The organism is Virgibacillus sediminis, from assembly GCF_042643265.1.
Lineage (GTDB): Bacteria > Bacillota > Bacilli > Bacillales > Amphibacillaceae > Virgibacillus_O > Virgibacillus_O sediminis.
Genome location: NZ_JBHRRZ010000016.1, coordinates 46,950 through 68,894 on the forward strand (window position 1 = coordinate 46,950; position 21,945 = coordinate 68,894).

Annotated in this window: 26 protein-coding genes; 2 read left to right on the forward strand and 24 right to left on the reverse strand. The window is 44.0% G+C overall.

Annotated elements, in window-relative coordinates; translation table 11 throughout:
• Nucleotides 1-10 precede the first annotated feature (10 nt).
• Genes rplI through ACFODW_RS10395 form a run of 3 tightly spaced genes read right to left on the reverse strand, consistent with a single transcriptional unit; the run spans nt 11 to nt 3,417 of the window.
• Nucleotides 11-457 (reverse strand): 50S ribosomal protein L9, encoded by a 447-nt coding sequence (rplI, locus tag ACFODW_RS10385; RefSeq protein WP_390306076.1) that lies wholly within the window; start codon nt 455-457, stop codon nt 11-13.
• Complete coding sequence (locus ACFODW_RS10390) at nt 454-2,430, reverse strand: DHH family phosphoesterase (protein ID WP_390306078.1); 1,977 nt, start codon at nt 2,428-2,430, stop codon at nt 454-456. The genes rplI and ACFODW_RS10390 overlap by 4 nt, the downstream gene beginning before the upstream one ends.
• Before the next feature lie 42 nt (nt 2,431-2,472).
• The gene (locus ACFODW_RS10395) at nt 2,473-3,417 is read right to left on the reverse strand and encodes a YybS family protein (RefSeq protein ID WP_390306080.1); all 945 of its coding nucleotides are present in this window, start codon (nt 3,415-3,417) and stop codon (nt 2,473-2,475) included.
• Nucleotides 3,418-3,664: 247 nt separating this feature from the next.
• On the opposite strand from ACFODW_RS10395, the gene ACFODW_RS10400 reads away from it, so the two are divergent.
• Nucleotides 3,665-4,159, forward strand: a complete 495-nt coding sequence (locus ACFODW_RS10400; protein ID WP_390306082.1) for a hypothetical protein — start codon at nt 3,665-3,667, stop codon at nt 4,157-4,159.
• Between the two features lie 95 nt (nt 4,160-4,254).
• Here the strand turns inward: ACFODW_RS10400 and rpsR are convergent, their stop codons facing one another.
• The 7 genes from rpsR to ACFODW_RS10435 all read right to left on the reverse strand — a co-directional run bounded on the left by rpsR (nt 4,255) and on the right by ACFODW_RS10435 (nt 8,993).
• Nucleotides 4,255-4,488, reverse strand: a complete 234-nt coding sequence (gene rpsR / locus ACFODW_RS10405; RefSeq protein ID WP_390273048.1) for a 30S ribosomal protein S18 — start codon at nt 4,486-4,488, stop codon at nt 4,255-4,257.
• A 62-nt stretch (nt 4,489-4,550) separates the two neighbouring features.
• On the reverse strand, nt 4,551-5,042 hold the full coding sequence (ssb, locus tag ACFODW_RS10410) for a single-stranded DNA-binding protein (RefSeq protein WP_390306084.1): 492 nt from the start codon (nt 5,040-5,042) through the stop codon (nt 4,551-4,553).
• 15 nt (nt 5,043-5,057) lie between these two features.
• The gene (gene rpsF, locus ACFODW_RS10415; protein ID WP_390306086.1) at nt 5,058-5,345 is read right to left on the reverse strand and encodes a 30S ribosomal protein S6; all 288 of its coding nucleotides are present in this window, start codon (nt 5,343-5,345) and stop codon (nt 5,058-5,060) included.
• 173 nt (nt 5,346-5,518) lie between these two features.
• A complete protein-coding gene (gene ychF, locus ACFODW_RS10420) occupies nt 5,519-6,619 on the reverse strand; it encodes a redox-regulated ATPase YchF (RefSeq protein ID WP_390306088.1) in 1,101 nt (366 codons plus the stop codon).
• A gap of 189 nt (nt 6,620-6,808) precedes the next feature.
• A complete protein-coding gene (locus ACFODW_RS10425) occupies nt 6,809-7,009 on the reverse strand; it encodes a DUF951 domain-containing protein (protein ID WP_390306090.1) in 201 nt (66 codons plus the stop codon).
• Nucleotides 7,010-7,046: 37 nt separating this feature from the next.
• The gene (locus ACFODW_RS10430; protein ID WP_390306092.1) at nt 7,047-7,943 is read right to left on the reverse strand and encodes a mechanosensitive ion channel family protein; all 897 of its coding nucleotides are present in this window, start codon (nt 7,941-7,943) and stop codon (nt 7,047-7,049) included.
• A gap of 30 nt (nt 7,944-7,973) precedes the next feature.
• The gene (locus ACFODW_RS10435) at nt 7,974-8,993 is read right to left on the reverse strand and encodes a YkvI family membrane protein (RefSeq protein ID WP_390306094.1); all 1,020 of its coding nucleotides are present in this window, start codon (nt 8,991-8,993) and stop codon (nt 7,974-7,976) included.
• A gap of 88 nt (nt 8,994-9,081) precedes the next feature.
• Between ACFODW_RS10435 and yyaC the strand changes: the two genes are divergently transcribed.
• Nucleotides 9,082-9,708: a spore protease YyaC gene (gene yyaC, locus ACFODW_RS10440; protein ID WP_390306096.1), complete on the forward strand. Its 627-nt coding sequence runs from the start codon at nt 9,082-9,084 to the stop codon at nt 9,706-9,708.
• A 62-nt stretch (nt 9,709-9,770) separates the two neighbouring features.
• Here the strand turns inward: yyaC and ACFODW_RS10445 are convergent, their stop codons facing one another.
• The 14 genes from ACFODW_RS10445 to rpmH all read right to left on the reverse strand — a co-directional run bounded on the left by ACFODW_RS10445 (nt 9,771) and on the right by rpmH (nt 21,688).
• Nucleotides 9,771-10,409: a transporter gene (locus tag ACFODW_RS10445; protein WP_390306098.1), complete on the reverse strand. Its 639-nt coding sequence runs from the start codon at nt 10,407-10,409 to the stop codon at nt 9,771-9,773.
• Between the two features lie 31 nt (nt 10,410-10,440).
• On the reverse strand, nt 10,441-11,151 hold the full coding sequence (locus tag ACFODW_RS10450) for a DUF554 domain-containing protein (protein WP_390306100.1): 711 nt from the start codon (nt 11,149-11,151) through the stop codon (nt 10,441-10,443).
• 195 nt (nt 11,152-11,346) lie between these two features.
• A complete protein-coding gene (locus ACFODW_RS10455) occupies nt 11,347-12,183 on the reverse strand; it encodes a ParB/RepB/Spo0J family partition protein (RefSeq protein WP_390306103.1) in 837 nt (278 codons plus the stop codon).
• Entirely contained in the window at nt 12,164-12,937 is a 774-nt protein-coding gene (locus ACFODW_RS10460; RefSeq protein WP_390306105.1) for a ParA family protein, read from the reverse strand. Before ACFODW_RS10460 ends, ACFODW_RS10455 begins: the two co-directional genes overlap by 20 nt.
• A 384-nt stretch (nt 12,938-13,321) precedes the next feature.
• Nucleotides 13,322-14,179, reverse strand: coding sequence for a nucleoid occlusion protein (gene noc, locus ACFODW_RS10465; protein WP_390306107.1), 858 nt, complete (start codon nt 14,177-14,179; stop codon nt 13,322-13,324).
• A 240-nt stretch (nt 14,180-14,419) separates the two neighbouring features.
• The gene (gene rsmG, locus ACFODW_RS10470) at nt 14,420-15,136 is read right to left on the reverse strand and encodes a 16S rRNA (guanine(527)-N(7))-methyltransferase RsmG (protein WP_390306109.1); all 717 of its coding nucleotides are present in this window, start codon (nt 15,134-15,136) and stop codon (nt 14,420-14,422) included.
• A 95-nt stretch (nt 15,137-15,231) separates the two neighbouring features.
• Nucleotides 15,232-17,118, reverse strand: a complete 1,887-nt coding sequence (gene mnmG / locus ACFODW_RS10475) for a tRNA uridine-5-carboxymethylaminomethyl(34) synthesis enzyme MnmG (RefSeq protein ID WP_390306111.1) — start codon at nt 17,116-17,118, stop codon at nt 15,232-15,234.
• Between the two features lie 36 nt (nt 17,119-17,154).
• On the reverse strand, nt 17,155-18,531 hold the full coding sequence (gene mnmE / locus ACFODW_RS10480; protein WP_390306114.1) for a tRNA uridine-5-carboxymethylaminomethyl(34) synthesis GTPase MnmE: 1,377 nt from the start codon (nt 18,529-18,531) through the stop codon (nt 17,155-17,157).
• 198 nt (nt 18,532-18,729) lie between these two features.
• Nucleotides 18,730-18,966, reverse strand: a complete 237-nt coding sequence (locus tag ACFODW_RS10485; RefSeq protein ID WP_390306116.1) for a YozQ family protein — start codon at nt 18,964-18,966, stop codon at nt 18,730-18,732.
• A 58-nt stretch (nt 18,967-19,024) separates the two neighbouring features.
• Nucleotides 19,025-19,282 (reverse strand): hypothetical protein, encoded by a 258-nt coding sequence (locus tag ACFODW_RS10490; RefSeq protein ID WP_390306118.1) that lies wholly within the window; start codon nt 19,280-19,282, stop codon nt 19,025-19,027.
• A gap of 230 nt (nt 19,283-19,512) precedes the next feature.
• Complete coding sequence (gene jag / locus ACFODW_RS10495) at nt 19,513-20,124, reverse strand: RNA-binding cell elongation regulator Jag/EloR (RefSeq protein WP_390306120.1); 612 nt, start codon at nt 20,122-20,124, stop codon at nt 19,513-19,515.
• Entirely contained in the window at nt 20,124-20,885 is a 762-nt protein-coding gene (gene spoIIIJ / locus ACFODW_RS10500; RefSeq protein WP_390306304.1) for a YidC family membrane integrase SpoIIIJ, read from the reverse strand. Before spoIIIJ ends, jag begins: the two co-directional genes overlap by 1 nt.
• A 196-nt stretch (nt 20,886-21,081) precedes the next feature.
• Nucleotides 21,082-21,438, reverse strand: a complete 357-nt coding sequence (gene rnpA, locus ACFODW_RS10505; protein ID WP_390306122.1) for a ribonuclease P protein component — start codon at nt 21,436-21,438, stop codon at nt 21,082-21,084.
• A 115-nt stretch (nt 21,439-21,553) separates the two neighbouring features.
• The gene (gene rpmH / locus ACFODW_RS10510) at nt 21,554-21,688 is read right to left on the reverse strand and encodes a 50S ribosomal protein L34 (RefSeq protein ID WP_205091424.1); all 135 of its coding nucleotides are present in this window, start codon (nt 21,686-21,688) and stop codon (nt 21,554-21,556) included.
• Nucleotides 21,689-21,945 lie beyond the last annotated feature (257 nt).

The following is a 21,945-nucleotide window of genomic DNA, read 5'->3' on the forward strand; positions in this document are numbered from 1 at the left end:
GGAAGGTTCATTACTTCTCCGTAACATGAACCTTGATGGAACCGGAAACTTCCGGGTGCAGCTTCACAGGTACAGTGGTATAGCCCAATGCACGAATCGGCTGATCTAACTCGATCTTCCGTTTATCTATTTTATAGCCGTAATCTTTCTTCAACGCTTCCGCAATCTGCTTGCTGGTAATCGATCCAAAAAGGCGCCCGCCGTCGCCTGATTTAGCCTTCAGCTCCACTGTCAATTCAGCCAGCTTATCTTTCAAGTCCATTGCTTCTTCTTTTTCTTCCTGTTCTTCCTGTTCCATTTTGCGCTTCTGTGCTTCGAGGGCCTTCAAGTTGCCCGGGGTAGCTTCCTGTGCAACATTATTCTTCAGCAGATAGTTGCGTGCATACCCGTCTGAAACGTTTTTAACCTCGCCTTTTTTGCCTTTCCCTTTTACATCTTTCAGGAAAATTACTCTCATTCCGTATCGCTCCCCTCGAAATATTCATCAATTATATCTTTTAATAACCCTTCAGCATCCTCCAGGTTTGTATCTTCAATTTGGGTGGCTGCATTTGTCAAATGCCCGCCGCCATTCATTCTTTCCATAATGATTTGAACATTTATTTCCCCAAGCGATCTGGCGCTGATGCCAATTCTTCCGTCATCCCTTTCAGAAATAACAAAGGAGGCGGAGATTCCGCTCATCGTAAGGAGGGTGTCAGCTGCTTGGGCAATCAAGACCGGACCATACTTATCATCCGGCTCTGCCTTGGCAATGGCAATAACATCCCTGTACACCTCTGCGCGTTCGATCAGCTTCGCTCGGCGAACATAGATATCGAGATCTTCTTTCATGAACTGCTGAACCAGAATAGTATCTGCCCCTTTTGAACGGAGATAGGAGGCAGCATCAAAGGTTCTGGATCCTGTACGCAGGGAAAAGCTCTTGGTATCCACAATAATGCCGGCCAGTAGTGCGGTGGCTTCCAGCATCTTCAGCTTCAGCGATTTCGGCTGGTATTCCAATAGCTCCGTCACCAGCTCGGCGGTCGATGAAGCATAAGGCTCCATATAGACAAGCGTTGCATTCTGGATGAATTCCTCACCACGGCGGTGATGGTCGATGACTACCTTATATTCCGTCTTATCCAACAGGCTGGCCTCTGCGACCATGGACGGCCTATGGGTATCAACTACTACCACCAGACTGCGGCTTCCGGTAATTTCCTCTGCATCCTCCGGGTCAATGAAGTGTTGCCAAAGGTCATTATCTTCTTTGATGGCATTTACCAGACGGTAGACACCCGTATCCACGTCATCCCGGTCGAAGACGATGTGGCCTTCTACACCATTCGCTTTGGCGATATTCAAAATACCAATGGCCGCACCAAGTGAATCCATATCCGGAGACTTATGCCCCATAATGATAACATTATCACTTGCTTTCACCAATTCCTTCAATGCATGGGAAATAACGCGGGCCCTAACCCTTGTCCGTTTTTCCATCGGGTTGGTTTTACCGCCGTAGAAACGGACTTTCCCTGATTCGTCTTTGATGGCTACCTGATCTCCGCCTCGGCCTAAGGCCAGGTCGAGGCTGGATTGTGCTAATTCTCCCAATGTAGGAAGCGGCACATTTCCAAATCCGACACCAATACTCAACGTCACCGGGTTATTCTGTTCTCCACTCAATTCCCGGACTTCATCCAGAATATCGAATTTGGCCTTCTCCATCTGCTGCAGAATTTCCTTCGTTCCCACAGCCAGGAACCGCTCCTGAGATGTCCGCTTCAAATAAAGGCCGTACTGACCGGCCCATTTATTCAATACGGAAGTGACCTGGGAATTGAGCTGACTCTTCAGCGTATCATCCATATTCTGCGTAATTTCCTCGTAGTTATCGAGGAATATGATCGCGAGGACTGTCTGTTCATTATGGTACATGGTTTGGAGTCGGGACTGCTGCGTGCGGTCAAACAAGTACAGCAATCTTTCTTCCTTTTTGACGGTCGTCTGGAATTCATATCCTTCCAGCTCAAACCAGACTTCTTCTTTATTCTCCCTTATATTCGGGATAAGTTCTTCACTAAGGACATTGAGGGACTCACCGACAAGTGTATCTTCCTCTTCGGCAAACTTATTCATATAAGGATTGGCCCATTCAATCGTAAAATTATCGTTGTACAGGATAATGCCAATCGGCATCTCCAATAACGCTTCCTCCCCGACCTTCTTAATCCGGTGGGAGAGGGTGGAGATATACTCCTCCGTCTCGTTTAACAGCATCCTTTCCGTACGGATACTATAATAAATGGACGCAGCCAACAACAGGGTCATAATAATTCCCAGCATCCACTGAAAATACCATATTACTCCCAATAGGATGATGGCAAGCAAATAAATGATCCATAAATGGCTGCTTAACGTTGGTTTCTTCTGTAAATCCGGCATAGCACTCAGCTCCTACTTGCATAACACTTGTCAGGTTCCGTATTATGAGTCATTCGTCATTCGCTCTCTCAGCTTGAATCCTATGTCAATTATACCTAAAATACGCATGAAATACAGTAGCATTGTCGGAAAAAGAATGACAAGGACTACCACCAGTATAGGAAGCGCCTTGGAGAGCTCCTTCTGATAGGAATAAAAAAACACAAAGGAAATCCCCTGGACAGCCATGATAAGGCCTGTCAGCACCAAGAGGTTCTGGGCAGCCAGAGAGTAAATGCTGCCGGGCTCCCATTCTATCAAAGAAAGGATGATGGCAGCCAGGTAAACCCAAATAAGTGAACTTGGGAACTGCAAATTGCGGAATGGCGGGAAGTGCAGTTCCTTTTTCTCTAGTCGATTCATAAATTTATAACCGATCCACTGGCTGATCAATGCCAGAAAAACCGCCGATACTACGAGCAGGACAGGAAAAAGGTCTGTAAAGTAGCTGATTTGGGCCTCCAGCATGGCCTGTAACTCCTGCGTCTGTTCTTCTGTGCTGAACTGGCCGATAATATCTGTGCTCATTTCCATGGATTCCATATACATTGCCTCTAGCTCCGCCAGCCAATTCACCTGAAAAACAAATTGGGTAAACACGAAGACAAACAACAATCCTGCCACAAAGGCCAATGTCCCCCTTGCAAGCGTCTCATAAGCAGAGACATTATGGTGGATGGCTGTCCCGATCACTAGTCCCCCTAGGCCCATCAATATCGTGACCGGCAGAGAAAATACCGTGGCCAAAAGCAGTGACAGGATAATGGCAGCCAGCAGCATGATTACCGCCGGCTTCCAGCTGTACCGAGAAGAATAGATAATGAATGGTACAGGAAGCAGAAGCATACTGGAAATATTTAGCATTGGTACAAAGGCTGTTATAATCAGCAACAGGACGAATATGCCCGTCAGCATTGCTCCGTCTGTAATTTTTTTCGATTGATTCATCATTTGCACCTCTTTTAAACAATTACCATATTAACCTTAACAATTTCTCCATTAGTATATAATAACATGATTTCTACTAGAATGGTGGACGGAAATTGCTGGTTCCGACAGTCCAATAAGAATGGAAATCCGAACCTCTGCCGCCACAGCTTCAAAAATTGTCATTGTTTTTTCATGTTCCCTTGTACCATAATTCCGGACTTCCCTTATAATAAGAAGGGTACTAACTTAGATAAGGATGAAAAAAATGATTTTCCTGCATGCATTAGTGAACAGTTTAAAACTCCCAAACAAAAAGGCGATATTCAGACTTAACCGGATCGGCATGGACATAACGGTTGTCTATATGTTTATCCTTCTTTTCCTTGCATCCCTTCCCTCTCTGGCAGATCAACTGACTGCCACTGGAGGGCTAGGCGATGATATGAACGTGGTATTCAAGTTAATCTATTTCTTCATTTTTTATTACCTGCCGCTCATCGTCATCTTCTTCATACTGCTTTCCGCTGTGGCATACCTCGGTACACTTGCAGCAAAAATGCTGGAGAGGAAGCTTAAATTTTCAATCCTTTGGAAAATGAGTGCCTATACAACGACAATCCCTCTTCTGTTGTATACAGGCCTATCCTTCTTCCTGCAGCTTGCCGATCTATATTTATTGGCAGCCACCATCTTTACAGCAGGCTTGTTAGTTCGAATAATCACTGTATACCCCAGGAGAAACGTACGGAAACGACCATAGGAAATACCAAAGAAACGATCAACACAGACTGTCTCCTTCATTCCTACTCCTGAATAGGAAAAGCCCCCAATCCGGCCGGATTGGGGGCTTTGTCATTATTCACCTGCTACGTAAGGCAATAATGCCATTTGACGAGCACGTTTGATAGCAATAGTCAGTTTACGCTGATATTTTGCAGAAGTTCCAGTTACACGACGTGGAAGAATTTTTCCGCGTTCAGAAATGAAACGTCTCAGCAAATCAACATCTTTATAGTCGATGTGTGTAATTCCGTTCGCTGTGAAGTAACACACTTTACGACGCTTTGCGCGTCCGCGACGAGCTGCCATGTGAAAAACCTCCTTTACATGTGATTAAGTGGATGGCGGAAAGATCTTCCCGGCCTCCTCCTTTAAAAAGGTAAATCATCATCTGATATATCGATAGGCTCTCCATTATTTTTAAATGGATCCTCGTGGTTCTGATTCTGATTTGGTTGAAATTGATTTTGGTTTTGGTTTTGAAATTGGTTCTGATTACGGTTCTGCCCGAATCCTGTATCCTGCCCTCTATCCTGGGAGGAACCTTTTGATTCTAGGAATTGGACACTGTCTGCCACAATTTCCGTTACAAAGACCGTCTTTCCATCCTGGCCTTCAAATGTCCGTGTCTGCACACGTCCATCGACACCAATCATGCTGCCTTTTTTCATATAGTTCGCCAGGTTTTCGGCTGGTCTGCGCCAAACGACACAATTGATGAAATCCGCCTCGCGGTTCCCCTGTTGGTTGGAGAAAGGCCGGTTGACAGCAATGGTGAAATTGGCGACAGCTACGCCATTGGGTGTATAACGCAAGTCAGGATCCTTCGTTAACCTGCCAACTAGCACGACACGATTTAACATCAGAACCACTCCTTATTATTGTTCATCTCGAATAGCGATATGACGAATAATATCATCAGAGAACTTCGCAAGGCGGTCGAATTCATTAATAGCTTCTTCTCCGCTTCTGAAGTTGATGACAACATAATATCCATCACGGTAGTCTTGGATTTCATAAGCAAGACGCTTCTTGCCTTTTTCATCCACTTTATCAATCTCCGCCCCGTTGTCAGTCAAGACTTTGTTGAAACGCTCGATCAAGCTTGTCTGCGCTTCTTCCTCAATATCCGGGCGGATGATATACATGATTTCGTATTTTCTCATCCGTTACACCTCCTTTTGGTCTTAGCGGCTCCTGTTTATTGAACCTGTTTCGCAACAAGAGCAAGGAGTAATCGATAGTAATTACTCACAATGATGTATTATACCAAACCTTCTATTAAAATACAAGCCTTCGAGAGATCCTGCTTTTGTTATACACACTCCAGTTTCAGACCTTACACATTAAATCGGAAGTGAATGACGTCCCCATCTTTGACGATATAGTCTTTGCCTTCCAAACGGACCTTGCCATTTTCACGGGCCTGTCCCATACTTCCTGCTTCAACCAGATCCTCATAGGAAACGGTCTCCGCCCGGATGAATCCACGCTCGAAATCGGTATGGATGATTCCGGCTGCCTGAGGTGCTTTAATGCCTTTACGAAAGGTCCATGCACGGACTTCCTGTTCACCGGCAGTAAAGTAGGTAGCAAGGCCGAGCAGATGATAGGATGCCTTAATCAGCTTGTCCAGCCCTGACTCAGCAATACCAAGCTCTTCCAGGAACATTTCTTTTTCCTCCTGGTCCAGCTCAGATATCTCCTCTTCAATCTTGGCACATACTACAATCACTTCGGCATTTTCTTTTGCAGCATATTCCCTCACTTTTTGTACATTTTCATTTGCTTCGGGATCTGCCACTTCTTCTTCGCTGACATTAGCTACATACAGGGTGGGTTTGCTCGTGAGCAAGTGAAGTCCCTTGACGATCTTCCATTGCTCGTCGGAGAATTCCAACGCTCTGGCAGGCATTTCTTCCTCCAGCCCATCCTTTAATTTAGCAAGTACTTCTTGTTCTGCAACCGCTGCCTTATCTTTTTGCCTGGCAAGCTTTTCTACCCGCTGCAACCGTTTATTGACAGTCTCGAGATCTGCCAGTATCAGTTCCAGATTAATGATTTCAATATCATCAATCGGGTCGATTTTTCCAGAGACATGCGTGATATTATCATCGGCAAAGCAGCGGACTACCTGGCAGATGGCATCTACCTGACGGATGTGGGAGAGAAACTGGTTCCCCAGGCCTTCCCCCTTACTGGCTCCTTTGACGATTCCCGCAATATCTGTGAATTCAAAAGCTGTCGGTACGGTTTTCTTTGGTTTTACCATTTCTGTTAATTTATCTAAGCGATTGTCTGGAACCTCCACAATGCCAACATTGGGATCGATCGTAGCAAACGGATAATTGGCCGCTTCAGCTCCCGCTTGTGTAATGGCATTGAAAAGCGTAGATTTCCCTACGTTTGGAAGGCCGACAATTCCTGCTGTCAAAGACATAAAACTTTCAACTCCTTAAGGATTCCGTTCATATGAACGCGTAATCTCATTATAGATAGGTTCCGATTAATTGACAAGTTGCCAAAAAATAAAAATAGACAACCGAAGTATGCCTATTTTTGCTCTGCACTCTATCATTTTATCTATTTCTGTCCCCATATTGCAATTTCTTTTCGCAAATTCTCATTTTTAGCTGTTTTCCGCTGACTCGAGAACCTTTTTCATTTTCTTGGTGAAGTCCCTGCGGGGAATCATTACACTGTGACCGCACCCCTGGCATTTGATCCGGATGTCCATCCCCATCCGGATGATTTTCCAGCGGTTTTCCCCGCATGGGTGCGGCTTCTTCATTTCTACAATATCATTCAGTCCGAATTCTTTTTCCTGCATATGGCCTTCTCCTTTTTTCCTCTATTATAACGGAAATTTATTGGCCTTGTCCTCGGTTTTGGCGGATTTCTTCCTGCTGTTCACGAGAATACATCACTATACGCGGGGATGGAATTTCAATGCCGGATTTATAGAGCTTATCCTGCATATCACGTCGAATATTACGTTCCGCGGCCCATTGAAAGCCGGGAAGCGTATCTGCAATGACCCTGATCGTGAAATAGGATGCTTCTAGGTTCTGTACCCCGATGATTTCAGGAATTCCTACGATAAAGTCATATTTGTCAGGGAAATCAGCAGCCGCCTCATTGATCAGGCTTTCCGCTTCCTCCACTTCACTTTCATATGGCACATGGATGTCCACAATGGCCAGCCCGTTATGGACAGAATAGTTGGTAACCTGAGTGACATTTCCGTTGGGGAGAATATGCATTTCACCGGTCCAGCTGAGCACCTTGGTTATACGCAGGCCGATTTCTTCCACTGTTCCCTCTATACCTGCAACAGCAACATAATCTCCCACAGAAAACTGGTCTTCAAAAATGATGAAGAAACCCGAGATGATATCACGCACCAGATTCTGCGCACCGAAACCGATCGCAAGGCCTACAACACCAGCACCGGCCAGGAGCGGTCCTACTTGAATCTCAAATACACTGAGTATCATGACGATTGCTACGAAATATACAAAATATGTGACGACACTTTTTATCAGCCTTGTCAAAGTCTTTTCTCTGCGTTCACTGATTCTTAAAGGGCCCTTCCGTTTGTTCGAAAAGACTCTGTCCACCAGATTCTTGGATACCTTGACGATAATGGCGGCAAACAAAATAATGAAAAAGATTTGCAGCGCACCTTGGGCAATGGTTGTCCATAGCTCAGGACCCGTCAGATAATCCCAAAAAGTCGATATTTCCTCATTCACCGAATCCAATTCGTTTCCTCCTATACTGCTATGCTATGTTTATTTCTTCTCCATTCTGCTCCACAGAGGATATAACAACAAACGTGTCAGAACATATAAGTTCAAGATGCCATAGATCGGATAGACATAGGCGATGAGAGTGGAGAAGCCTAAGGTAGTTAATGGAATCATTGTAGCTAAGGTCACAGCTACAAGCAAGCTTAATGGTTGGTTGAAATATTCCCTGACTCTCGTGACAATTCCCATTATCCCTGAAGCTGCTGTGGTGAATATAGCGAACCATAGGAGAACCCCCATGAAAACAAGCATGGGGAAAGGATAGCCTTTCAATATGGCGAATAAAGGAATCTCATATAATAACAGTTCATCAGCAATCTGAATCAGACTGTTATTATAAATATATGAAATGACCCCTAGCACCAACCCGCTCCCACAGCATGCTATCCATATCTCTTGACTCCCTTTCACTTTATCGCCAATCGCCCCCAGGACTGCAATTAACGGAAGGATATTCAATGCCGTAAATGGGAATGCAGCCGCCCAGTTCCGCTGTTCGTCCCAATGGGAGAATAACTCCAAACCCTGATCGAATGTGAAACTAAAAAGAATGAAGAGGAGTCCGCCAAGAAGGAGCGGCAGAATTAACTGGTTAATCACAAGCAATCCATTTATATCCTTAAGAAAGAGGAGAAGAAGTGCAATCACCATTACACCTATACCCCACCAATAACTGAAATTAAACGCCTGTCCAGTTGCACCGCTTCCGGCAATCATGACGACCGTAGTGGTAAATAGGTAGAGAAATATCATCAAATCATAGATACCGGTCAGTCGTCTGCCCACGATATCCCGCAGCACTGGGAGGTAATGGGTGGAACTCTTCTGACTGCTTATTTTTAGAATCACTGCACAGGAAACAGAGAAAAAGATGACAAACAAGAGAATAGCCAGTCCGCTTTCATGGCCAAAAAACTGCCATAATTCTCGTCCAGAAGCATACCCGGCACCTATTGTAGTTCCAATAATCAAAAACATCCACTTCAGACCAGCTCTCCACATGTTTTTTCCTCCATTATCTTAAAGTTTTAATGTATAGACACCGCAAAAAATCCGTATACTATACCAATATGTTTATGGAGGATAAGCTATGAATCTAAAGAAGCGTTTTGGAATGCAACAGGAGACTTTTCGTATGCTTCATACCAATCCCGGCCTTCAAGATAGTATGCTCCAAAGAATTTTCTCCTGGCTGCCCGACCTCCCGAAGGAATTTGTGGTTGTGTGCATTGGCACTGACCGCTCCACCGGTGATGCTTTAGGTCCCCTGACAGGCACCTATTTAACTGATATGAGGCCGAAACACCTTACCATTTACGGCACCCTGAAATACCCGGTACATGCAACCAATCTTAACGACTATATCAAACTGATTGAAGAAGCACATCGGCAATCCTTCATCATTGCCATTGATGCCTGTCTGGGAAAAAGTGGATCTATAGGGCACCTGATTGCTGCGAGAGGACCCGTCAAACCCGGTGCAGCTTTAAACAAACCTCTTCCTCCGATTGGTGATATGCATATAACAGGAGTAGTGAATGTCGGCGGCTTTATGGAAGCTTCCGTTTTGCAGAATACAAGGTTATCACTTGTTGCGGATATGGCCGAAAAAACAGCTGAACTGCTCAGCGCGCTCGACAGACAATTAACTTGGGAGAATTCCTCGCCATCTGTGGTTTTAAAAAATAAAAAAAGGGGTACACTGAATTATATGTAACCCCCCCTTTTCTATTAAGAAACCCCTCCATCTTATCGGGCGGAGGGGTCTCTTTATGCAAGTTATTGACTTTTCTTTTCTACTACCATTCCTTTTGTTCTCCCTTTTCTCTTCCTATATATAGTTTCAGCCTTGGAGAAGCCCCATTGTAATGCTATTCCTTGCAGCAGCACCCCAATAACAGAAGTGCCTGTCAGCAGAAAAATGGATAATGGATGCTCTATGGAATCCACCTCACGGCCAAATAATATCAATCGGGTCCCGGTTATGTAGAAAGAGCCCAGATAAGAGTCCATGCTGCTCTCAAGCTGCCATAGAAACAATGATTCAATCAGAACCAGACAAAGCACAGCCCCTGCTAGGCGCAGCAAAGAAGAATAGGTCAATTTCTCAATGACCGGTGTAATATAGTACTTGGTTATGGTCTTGATCCTAAATAGATAGATGATCCTCACAATCCTGGCCACTTGAAAAAATTGATCAAATGGAATAATAGCCAATAAAAGGAAGGGATGCTGTTTAACAAACTCCCACTTCTCATCAGCTGTAAGGAAGCGGATGAGGAAATCAACCACGAATATTCCCCATACAAGCCAGTGAATGATAGAATTATAAGCATTGTCTGTCCAAATACCGGCAAGCGTAACCATCACTAGGAGCAGCATGATCGTTTCATATATGGTTTTCGTTGCCTGTTGCATATTGATCGCCTCTGCTCATTTCTGTCTTCCATTAAAAAAGCTGATAAAGATAATAGATGACCACGATAGTGATGACGGAAGGAAGGAGATTACCAATGCGTATTTTGGTGATTTTTAATATGTTGAAGCCGATAGCCATGATCAGTAATCCACCCACCGCCGTCAGTTCGACAATTAAGCCATTGAGGAAGGCTTCTGGAAGCCATCTTTCTATTTGCGTCGCCAATAAGGCGATGGTTCCTTGATACAGAACCACAGGAACGACAGATAAAGCGACACCAAAACCAAGCGTAGTTGTCAATACAAGGGCAACAAACCCATCAAGAATTCCCTTAGTAATCAACACTTCATGATCTCCGCGTATACCACTATCCAATGCTCCGATAATTGCCATGGCTCCAATAACAAAGATCAACGAAGCGGTGACGAAGCCTTGAGAAACACTGAACCCTTCCTTTTCTTTACTGACGGTGAATTTACTGCCAATCCAATCTCCCAAGCGGTTGAGCCCTTCTTCCAAATGAAGCAGTTCCCCAATCACCGCCCCCGTAAGCAGACTTAAGAGCACCACAATAATGACTTCTGTAGAGAGGGCCATCTGGAGTCCTATTAACAGAACAGCCAAACCAATTCCATGCATAACTGTCTCTTTGTATCGTTCAGGTATCTTCGTAAAAAACAATCCAAGTGTACTTCCTATAAGTATTAATAGTCCATTTATAATGGTTCCATATAAAGCCATTTTTTCAACCCCATATCCATGAATGATCTTCTTTCAAATAAATATGTATAAATTCATACCCTTTGTTCCACGTGGAACATTTTGGCGTTTCGTTTCAATCCATCTACGACCGGGCAGCCTTTCAATTATAGTTTTTTCCTCTACATGAAAAGAAAAACTGACGTCATTATCAACGTCAGTCTCATTCCCCTCGAACTACTTTTCCAATACCTCAATAATCCTTTCCAAATCATCGTCAGAGTGAAATTCGATTTCGATTTTTCCCTTTCGCTTACCTTTGCGTATGTTGACGGAAGTGCCGAGACGTTCTCTAAGGAGAGACTCCCGTTCCTGAATAAATATATCTTTTTTCGCTTTTTCTTTCTTGGGGGAAGGATGTTCATTCAACTGATTGATCAGTTTCTCTACTTGTCTGACATTAAGCTTTTCCTGTAGTATCTTATTAACAAGTGGGGTCATCTGGTTTTTATCTTTCAGCCCCAGCAGTGCACGCCCCTGTCCCATGGAGAGCTCCCCATTATTGATATGGTTTATCACCTGTTCGGGCAGTGAAAGCAAGCGTACAATGTTGGCAATATGGGATCTGCTTTTCCCTAACCGTTTAGATAACTCTTCTTGGGTGATTTTTAATTCATTCATCAGATTAGCATATGCATGAGCTTCTTCAATTGGAGTTAGATCCTCCCTTTGCAGGTTTTCCAAAAGGGCCAACTCCATCATATTGGCGTCTGATAAATCCTTCACTACTACTGGTACTGTCTGAAGCCCCGCCTCTTTAGCAGCACGGAAACGCCTTTCCCCCACCACAATCTCGAAACCCCGGATACTTTTACGGACAATAAGGGGCTGGATAATGCCATATTCCAGAATGGACTCCTTCAATTCCTCTATCGCATCAGCCTGAAAGGTTTTTCTAGGCTGATACGGGTTGGGACGGCATTGTTTAATGGAGACTTCTTGAATGGAATCCTCCTCCTTATAATCGATCCCGTGAAAGACAGCATCTAACCCCTTACCTAACCCTTTCGCCATTAGCCATCACTTCCTTCGCCAATTCAAGATATACTTCTGCACCCCTCGACTTAGGATCATATGTAATGATCGGCTGCCCATGACTTGGAGCCTCTCCCAGCCGTATGTTACGAGGAATAATTGATTGATAGACTTTATCCTGAAAATACTTCTTCACTTCTTCGATCACTTGGATCCCTAGATTAGTCCGCGCATCAAGCATGGTAAGTAGTACACCCTCGATCATTAGATCTTTGTTCAAATGCTTCTGTACTAGACGAATGGAATTAAGCAACTGGCTCAACCCCTCCAAGGCATAGTATTCGCACTGTACCGGTATCATTACCGTGTCAGAAGCAGTCAAAGCATTAATCGTGAGCAATCCAAGGGAAGGAGGGCAATCTATAATGATAAAATCATAATCATCTTTCAGACTTTCCAAAGCTTTCTTCAACCGGATTTCCCTGGAGATCGTCGGGACCAGCTCTATTTCCGCCCCAGCAAGCTGTATCGTAGCTGGTATAATATCCAAGTTATTAACGCTGGATGACACACAAACTTCTTCCGCCGGCAAGTCCTCTACCAGGACATTATAAATACATTGGTCCATATCGGCCTTGTTGACACCAACTCCGCTGGTAGCATTACCCTGAGGGTCCGTATCAACCAGGAGCACCTTTTTCCCCAATTGGGCTAGGCAAGCACTTAAGTTAACCGATGAAGTTGTTTTTCCAACGCCGCCTTTTTGATTCGCGATGGACAATATTTTTCCCATGTTGACACCTACCTATTTTAGTAAAAACTTGCAAACCGCCTAGAAATGCTATTATTTTCTTATTTCTCTATTCTATCATTATTCCAATAGAAACTACTAGGCTTTTCTCCGAATCCCACACCATTTCACAGTTTTTCTTATAAAGGAAATAAAGGACCCTTCCACCCTTACATTTAGCCAGCCCAACGGATTTACGCGGCCAGCTGGAGGCATACACGCTGTGACCTCTCTTCTCCACAGACAGGACTCCTGCAATAGCTGCTGAATTATCAGCATCCCTATTTATGAAATGATTTCTATAACCCCAGTGATTATGAGCGATCAACAGGAAATACCCATTCTTATAGCAAGAATGGGTATTTGCGGAATTATTTATAATTAAAATTATTTCTTCTTGGGTATCTTAATGGTGATCTGATAATAATCATCTAATTCTTTCTCATCAGATTCCACATCTACACCCGTATCAGAGACCATGCTTAAAGATTGGCGAATCGTATTCATCGCTATTCGTATATCTTTATTAAAACCTTTGAGCTTGGATTTTTTTTGCTTTTTCTCTTCTCTTGGCTGATTCATTTTTGTAATTCTATCTTCCGTCTGCTTTACGTTCAAATCCTGATCGACGATTTCCTGGAGAAGCAGCTGCTGCTCCTGATCCCCCAGTTTAATCAACGCACGGGCATGCCTTTCCGTAATTGCCTTATTCATCAAAGCCTGTTGGACCTCTTCAGGCAATTTTAACAACCTGAGCTTATTGGCAACAGTAGACTGATTTTTACCGAGCCTTTGTGCTAAGGCTTCCTGTGTCAGCGAATGAAGTTCCAGCAGTTTGGCATAAGCCATTGCTTCTTCAATAACGGTTAGTTCTTCCCGCTGCAAGTTCTCAATTAAAGCAACAGAGGCAGTCTCTGCGTCGGTCATATCACGGATAATGGCAGAGATATTCTCCCATTCCAAAGTCTGAACCGCACGCCAGCGGCGCTCCCCGGCAATTAATTCATACCTGTCTTCCTCGCCCTCCATTTTACGGACAACAATGGGCTGAATCATCCCATGTGTATTTATGGTCTGAGCAAGTTCCTTTATCTTTTCTTCACTAAAAATAGAGCGGGGCTGAAATCTATTAGGTTCTATTTTACTTATCGGAAGTTGAATCACTTCGTCTGGATTGTAGCTTTCCTGCGGTTCAGAATCTGATTTGTCTCCCAAACCAAAGATTCGATTAAAAGGACTGACCACACAGACACCACCTTTTGTCAAAACTACTAGTCATTTCTTTTCTGGATCTATATTAAACTGTTCCACGTGGAACAATTATATGTTGAAAGCTTTATCATAAGAAAAAACGCTGCAGTTGCGAACTGCTGCGTGCGATAGCGTATGCCGTCTCAGTTTCTGATTCTATTTTACCATAGGTATGGAGAAAAAGAATATATTAGCTTGTAATTATTATATAGCAAAGGAGCCGCTCACGCCAAACTATTCAATAGGATCCTTGTTTGGTGTACCAGCTTTTCTTGGATATTTTTTTGGTGTTTTTCTTTGCTTATCAATAAGGACGATAGACCGTTCACTTTCCTCCTCTGGCAAGGAAAATGTATACGTCTCATTCAGTTCGCCGCCAAGGATCTCAATGGCGGATCGGGCAGCATTTAATTCCTCGTCTGCACGGGCGCCCTTCATGGCAATAAAGACTCCATTTTTTCGAACTAGCGGCAAGCATAATTCACTGAGTACAGACATTCGGGCAACCGCCCTGGCAGTCACGACATCAAAGGATTCTCTGAATGCTCCATTTTTTCCGAAGTTTTCCGCACGGTCATGATAGAAAGCAACATCTTTGAGATCTAGGTCTGAAGCCAGCTGATTGAGAAAACCGATTCGTTTTTTTAAAGAGTCTACAATAGTAACTTTTAATTCCGGGAAACAGATTTTCAGCGGGATGCTTGGAAATCCTGCACCAGCCCCTACATCACAGATGGAAAGTTCCCGGTTAAAATCATAATGGAAGGCAGCGGTGATGGAATCATAAAAATGCTTCAGATATACATCTTCCCTTTCAGTCAAGCCTGTCAGATTGATCTTCTCATTCCATTCAATCAATACACGAAAATAAATGGAAAACTGTTTCTGCTGCCATTCACTCAATTCTATCCCTTTCTCTTCTAACACTTTCACAAACTGTTCTGGATTCATTGGTGGATTGCTCCTTATGTAAGACAGCCCTTCCCCCTCTGAACGGGAGGGGCTGTTCTTTATTAAATGTTTTCAGCCTTGTTCCTTATCCCTGATTAATTTGCAACTCGGGCTATGTTCCCCTGTTCAATATAAACCAGCAGAATGGAGACATCGGCAGGATTCACCCCGGAGATGCGGGAAGCTTGTCCTACAGAAAGCGGGCGGACTTTTTTCAGTTTTTCTATCGCTTCTGTAGCAAGCCCATTGATATCATCATAATCAATGTCTTCCGGTATTTTCTTATCTTCCATTTTAAGCATACGCGCTACCTGTTCATGTGCCTTCTGAATATAACCCTCATACTTGATTTGAATTCCCACCTGTTCTTTCACTTCCTCTGGAAGCTCAGGGCTAGAATCAATCATCCGGGTTACCAGATCATAAGAAAGTTCAGGGCGTTTGATCAGGTCATAGGCACGGACGGCCTCCTTCAGTGGAGTGCCACCGGCCTCTTTCATAATTGTTTGCACTTCATCGGTCGGCTTAATAATGATTTTATCCAATCTTTTCTTCTCCGCTTCCACCAACTCTTTCTTTTCCGTGAACCGGTTATAGCGCTCCTCTGAAATCAATCCAAGGTTGTATCCAAGTTCTGTCAACCTTAGGTCTGCATTGTCATGGCGAAGGAGCAGGCGGTATTCTGCACGGGAAGTAAGCAGACGGTACGGCTCATTAGTCCCTTTCGTTACCAGGTCATCAATCAATACACCGATATAAGCTTGGGAACGGTCCAGGATAACTGGTTCCTTGCCTAGCGTTTTTGCGGCTGCGTTGATTCCTGCCATGATACCTTGTGCTGCAGCTTCTTCATAACCGGATGTACCGTTGATTTGTCCGGCTGTATAAAGCCCGGAAATTTTCTTTGTCTCCAGCGTTGGCCACAGTTGTGTAGGAACAATGGCATCATACTCGATCGCATATCCTGCACGCATAATTTCTGCATTTTCAAGACCTTCTACACTGCGGACCATTTCATGTTGTACCGATTCCGGCAGGGAAGTGGACAATCCTTGTACATACACCTCTTCCGTATCTCTTCCTTCGGGTTCGAGGAAGATTTGATGACGAGGCTTATCATTGAAGCGGACAATCTTATCTTCAATAGAAGGACAGTAACGCGGCCCTGTTCCCCGCTTCATGCCGGAATACATAGCTGACAGGCTTAGGTTTTCATTGATCACTTCATGGGTGAATTCATTCGTATACGTCAGCCAGCATGGAATCTGGTCAGTAATGAATTCCGTTGTTTCATAGGAGAATCCCTGTGGTTTGTCGTCCCCCGGTTGGATTTCCGTCTTGGAGTAGTCGATAGTATGGCTGTTGACACGTGGCGGTGTTCCAGTTTTGAACCTTGTCAGTTCAAATCCAAGCTCTTCCAGATGCTCTGAAAGCTTGACAGATACACGTTGATTATTCGGACCGCTTTCGTATTCCAGGTCTCCCATCAAAACTTTGCCACGGTTGAATGTACCTGTAGTGATAATGACGGTTTCCGCTGAATAGGCTGCCTTTGTTTCCGTGATGACACCTTTGCAGACACCATCTTCCACAATCAGTTCATTTACCATACCTTGCCTCAAGGTGAGGTTCTTCTCATTTTCAATGAGGTTCTTCATCTCTTTGATATATTCCGGTTTATCTGCTTGGGCACGCAATGCCTGTACGGCCGGCCCTTTCCCGGTATTAAGCATTCTCATTTGGATATACGTTTTATCTATCACTTTTGCCATCAAGCCGCCGAGAGCATCCACTTCACGTACGACGATCCCTTTTGCAGGTCCGCCGACCGAAGGGTTGCACGGCATAAAGGCGACCATATCAAGATTCAAGGTCAACATCAATGTTTTTGCGCCCATCCGCGCCGCAGCATAACCAGCTTCAACTCCGGCATGCCCCGCGCCAATGACGATTACATCATAATGGCCTGCATTATATGTCATTGCTCTTCATCCTTTCTATTATCATAAAATTACTGTCTATTTTCCAAGGCAAAATTGCGAGAACAGTTGGTCAATCAGGCTATCACTAGCCGTATCGCCAATAATTTCACCTAAAAATTCCCACGTTCTTGTTACATCTATCTGAACGATATCCATCGGCATGCCGAGTTCGATGCCTTCCATCGCTTCCTCAAGTGCCGCTTTGGCTTGTTTCAACAATTGAATATGCCTTACATTGGAGACATACGTTAAGTCACCTGTATCTATTTCACCGGAGAAGAAAGTTTTAGCAATAGCTGTCTCCAGTTCATCCACCCCTTCTTCTTTCAGAAGGGAAGTCGTCACCAATGGATTCCCTTCCGTCAGCCTGTTTACTTCATCCAAATCAAGCTTCCGTTCCAAATCCGTTTTATTGATGATGACAATATATTCAAGGCCTTTAACTGCCTCAAAAAGCTTTTTATCTTCCTCTGTCAATTCCTCATTATTATTCAGCACAAAAAGAATCAAATCTGACTCCTTCAGAACCTGACGGGATCTTTCCACCCCGATCTTCTCTACAATATCCTCTGTTTCCCTGATACCAGCTGTGTCGACTAACCTCAAAGGAACTCCGCGTACATTGACATATTCCTCTATCACATCTCTCGTGGTTCCAGGAACTTCTGTAACGATTGCCTTATTTTCCTGTACGAGCGTGTTCATCAAGGATGACTTCCCGACATTCGGCCGTCCGATAATGGCCGTCGCCAGCCCTTCCCTGAGGATTTTCCCTTGTTTGGCCACTTGCAGCAGCTCTTCAATTTCTGCATGAACCTCTTTGGTCTTTTCACGCATCATTTCATGGGACATTTCTTCCACATCATCATACTCTGGATAGTCGATATTCACTTCGACATGGGCTACAGTTTCCAGCAATGTTTGCCGGTATTTCTGAATTAGCCCTGAAAGCCTTCCGTCCATCTGTTTCAATGCAACAGACATGGCTTTGTCTGTTTTCGCCCGGATCAAATCCATGACTGCTTCAGCCTGTGACAGGTCGATCCGCCCATTCAGAAAAGCTCTTTTGGTGAACTCACCCGGCTCGGCGAGTCTAGCCCCTTTGGAGAGGAGGATTTCCAATACACGATTGACAGCGACCATCCCACCGTGGCAATTAATCTCGACGACATCTTCCCGGGTGAATGTTTTCGGCGCATGCATGACGGAAACCATTACTTCCTCGGCAACTTCACCAGTCTCCGGTTCGATAATTTTCCCGTAATGGATCGTGTGGGAATCCACCTTTTTCAGCTCTTTGCCCTTAAACACTTCTGATGCAACAGAAATTGCCTCCGGACCACTTAATCTGACAATCGCAATCGCCCCTTCTCCAGTGGGCGTAGATATTGCAGTAATTGTATCTGTTTCCATCATTTCACCTCCAACATTCCTATTTATATATTTAAACGTTAATTATAAGTGTCTTTTTAGCAACAACCAATTTCAGTCGTCACTAACTTAATAGAATATCACAAATGAAAGCAAAAATAAAGTTATCCACAAATTATTTTTAACTGCCTAGAAAGGGCCGATTATCCACATGTGGATAATCGGCCCTTTGCATACTTTTTATTTATATCCTTTTCTCTCTATGTCCCTGCCATGCTTACTGGTAAGTTCACCTTGCTCATCAACCTGGTCTATCTTTCCGTCAATGGTGCCTTCCATATAATCGTCCGATACCTGCTCATGTGTGATAGCCATCCCTTTGGACAATTCTCCACCGCTTTGGTAATCTTCCGGATCATACATTTTCTCTGCGACTTTTTCAGCATCTTCCCTGCTGATTTTTCCCTTCTTATCCATATGATCTGCCTCCTTTTCCACTTTAGGTTCTGCAGAAATCCAGTCAATATGAAGAAAATCAATGTAAACTTTTTAAAATGCTGTCCAAATCATCCTGCAGTTGCTCCACTTCTTCCTTCTTAAGTAGCACGGGCAGCTGATCATTGACAGTAATAGTACATGAGTCGCTCTGTTTTTCCAGGTAACTCGACAGCTGGAGAAGCTGCTTTCCACTTAGGGTGGACTGGGTGGAAAGGGTTTTTACCTGGGTCAGATAAAAGACCTCTCCTGGTACATCGAACTCTCCACTAAAGACCGTTCCGCTAAAATGATTCATCTCAATACTCCTTTTACCCTAGTATCTCCCCAAACAGCACCGTTTATTAAAAAAATATCCCGAACAAAGGCATAAAGCTGCTCTCCCTCAACGGTGGGTATGCAATAAGAATAACGTGCAGAGCTACGTCGCCGCAGGAGCTGGATGGGTTGCGCCTGTTAACCATCCGTCATTTATGGGGTTTCCTGCAATAAAAAAAGCCTCGGAACATCCGAGACTTTTTTCTTGTATCAATCTGGTTTTATGACGATATGGCGATGTGGTTCCGCCCCATCTGAATAAGTGGAGACTCCCCTATTTTGTAGGGTATTATGGACAATTTTCCGTTCAAAAGAAGGCATAGGGTCAAGAGCGACTTTTTTATCAAGCCGCTTCGCCTTTTCCGCCATCTTGATCGCCAATGCCTCCAATGATTCTTTTCGCCTCTCCCGATAACCTTCTGCATCAATCATAACAGTGTAGTAACGGTCGTTTTCTCTATTAATGGCGAGCTGCGCCAAATACTGAAGTGCATTGAGCGTCTGGCCACGCCTGCCGATTAAGCTGGCTAAATGTTCACCGATTAACTCATAGGTGATGTGCTTTCCGCCAATCTTTGTATGGACCTGTACATCTACTCCCATGTTTTCAGTTACTTTTTTTAAGTAGTCCGCCGTTTCCTCTGCCGGGTTCCTATGAAGGGTTACTTTTACAACTGCACGCTTCGCACCGAAGCCAAATATCCCCTTTTTCCCCTGATCAATTACTTCAACGTCCACTTGGTCCTTCGTGGTGTTTAATTGCTCTAAAGCTGAATGAACCGCCTCATCAACCGTTTGACCGCTGGCAGTTAATTCCTTCACTATTTTTCTCCTCCATTATTGCTCATCATTGGCTTATTGATAAGTAGAACCTGTATTACCATGAAGATATTACCGGTCACCCAGTATAATGCCAATGCCGCCGGGAAAAATACCGCAAATATCCCAATCATCAATGGCATAACATAAAGCATGATCTGCATTTGGACAGCCATCTGCGGGTTCGTCTTCGCTGTAGCATTCGTTGACATCATCAACTTTTGCTGCAGATATGTGAAACCTGCTGTCAGTATCGGCAGGATGAAGTACGGATCCGGTGAGCCGAGTTCAAACCACAGGAACGAATGCGTACTGACTTCACCTGTCCGCATAATTGCATGATACATGGCAATCAGTATCGGCATCTGAACTAATATCGGAAGACATCCAGCAAGTGGGTTTACACCATGCTTCTGGAACAGAGCCATCGTCTCCTGCTGCAGTTTCTGCTGTGTCTGCTGATCCTTGGAACTATATTTTTTCTGCAATTCCTGCAGTTCCGGCTGTATCGCCTGCATTGCTTTTGTACTTTTGAGCTGCTTTACGTTCAGTGGAAGTAATACCAGCCTGATAATGACGGTAAGAATGATAATGGAAATACCATAACTTTCATTGAATACTTCAGCTATATTAATGATAGCCCAGGACAGCGGATAGACGAAGAAGCTGTTCCAGATCCCCTCGCTCTCCGAAGTGATCGGCTGGTCAACTTCCATACAGCCTGTCAATAGTGCCGTTGCCCCAATGAGCATTAGCAGCAGCATATATTTTTTCTGCACTTTCTTTTTCCTCCTAACTTCTTCAAAACCCGGCATGTCCCACACGACACCCCAGGCTGACAAGGGCAAATTTCTACTTGCTATTCTAACGTAATTCTGCGGGTGATTCTATGGAAATGTCATCCCCCAGACGCCCAGAAAAGCAGGAGATGTTCGCCCCCTTTTCATGCTGGATGTTCCTTCAGCCATTATTTCTGTCATTTTTGAGTAAGCGTTCCTTATATAATAAATGATTCAAACTTTTTTTAATTTGACCAAATTCCATGTCCTTTGTCGGCTTTCTAGCAATAATGACAATATCATATTCATCAGGAAGATGTTCCTCCATTTCCTGAAACGCCTGGCGGAGGTACCTTTTGATCCTGTTTCTGGTCACAGCGTTTCCAATTTTCTTCCCCACCGAAAGACCGATGCGGAAATGCTTCTGCCCAGGCTTCCTTACATAGTATATAACAAGCTGGCGATTGGCAAAAGACTTTCCACGCTTAAAAGCAAATTGAAACTCTTCATTCTTTTTGATTCTGAACTCTTTTTTCATCACTGATCACCTTTACTGCAGCAAACCACCCGAGCGGTTACGAGCTATTATGTAAAAGAACGATATTCCTTAATTGTATTCAAATGAAGAAAAAGACCACTGAAATTTCAGTGGCCTATGCAGATAATACTTTTCTTCCTTTACGGCGACGACGAGCGAGAACTTTACGTCCATTTTTAGAGCTCATACGTGTACGGAAGCCGTGAACTTTTTTACGCTTACGGTTATTTGGTTGGAATGTTCTTTTCATAATTTCTGCACCTCCCTAAAGGGGTTCTACTACCCTGTATATCAAATTTTCTTTTCATCCATCCATAGACAGTCTTTGTAATTATAAATTCTAATATGTTCCCTTGTCAACTCTCTTTTTAAATATTAGAAGGCTGCCTGATCTCCTGGATTCATTCTGTACTAATACACCTGTTCTAATACAGAATGCCGCCCCCTCTATTTATCCACACCCCTTGTCAGTTGTTTTACTATGCTAGTCTGACTATCCACATCACA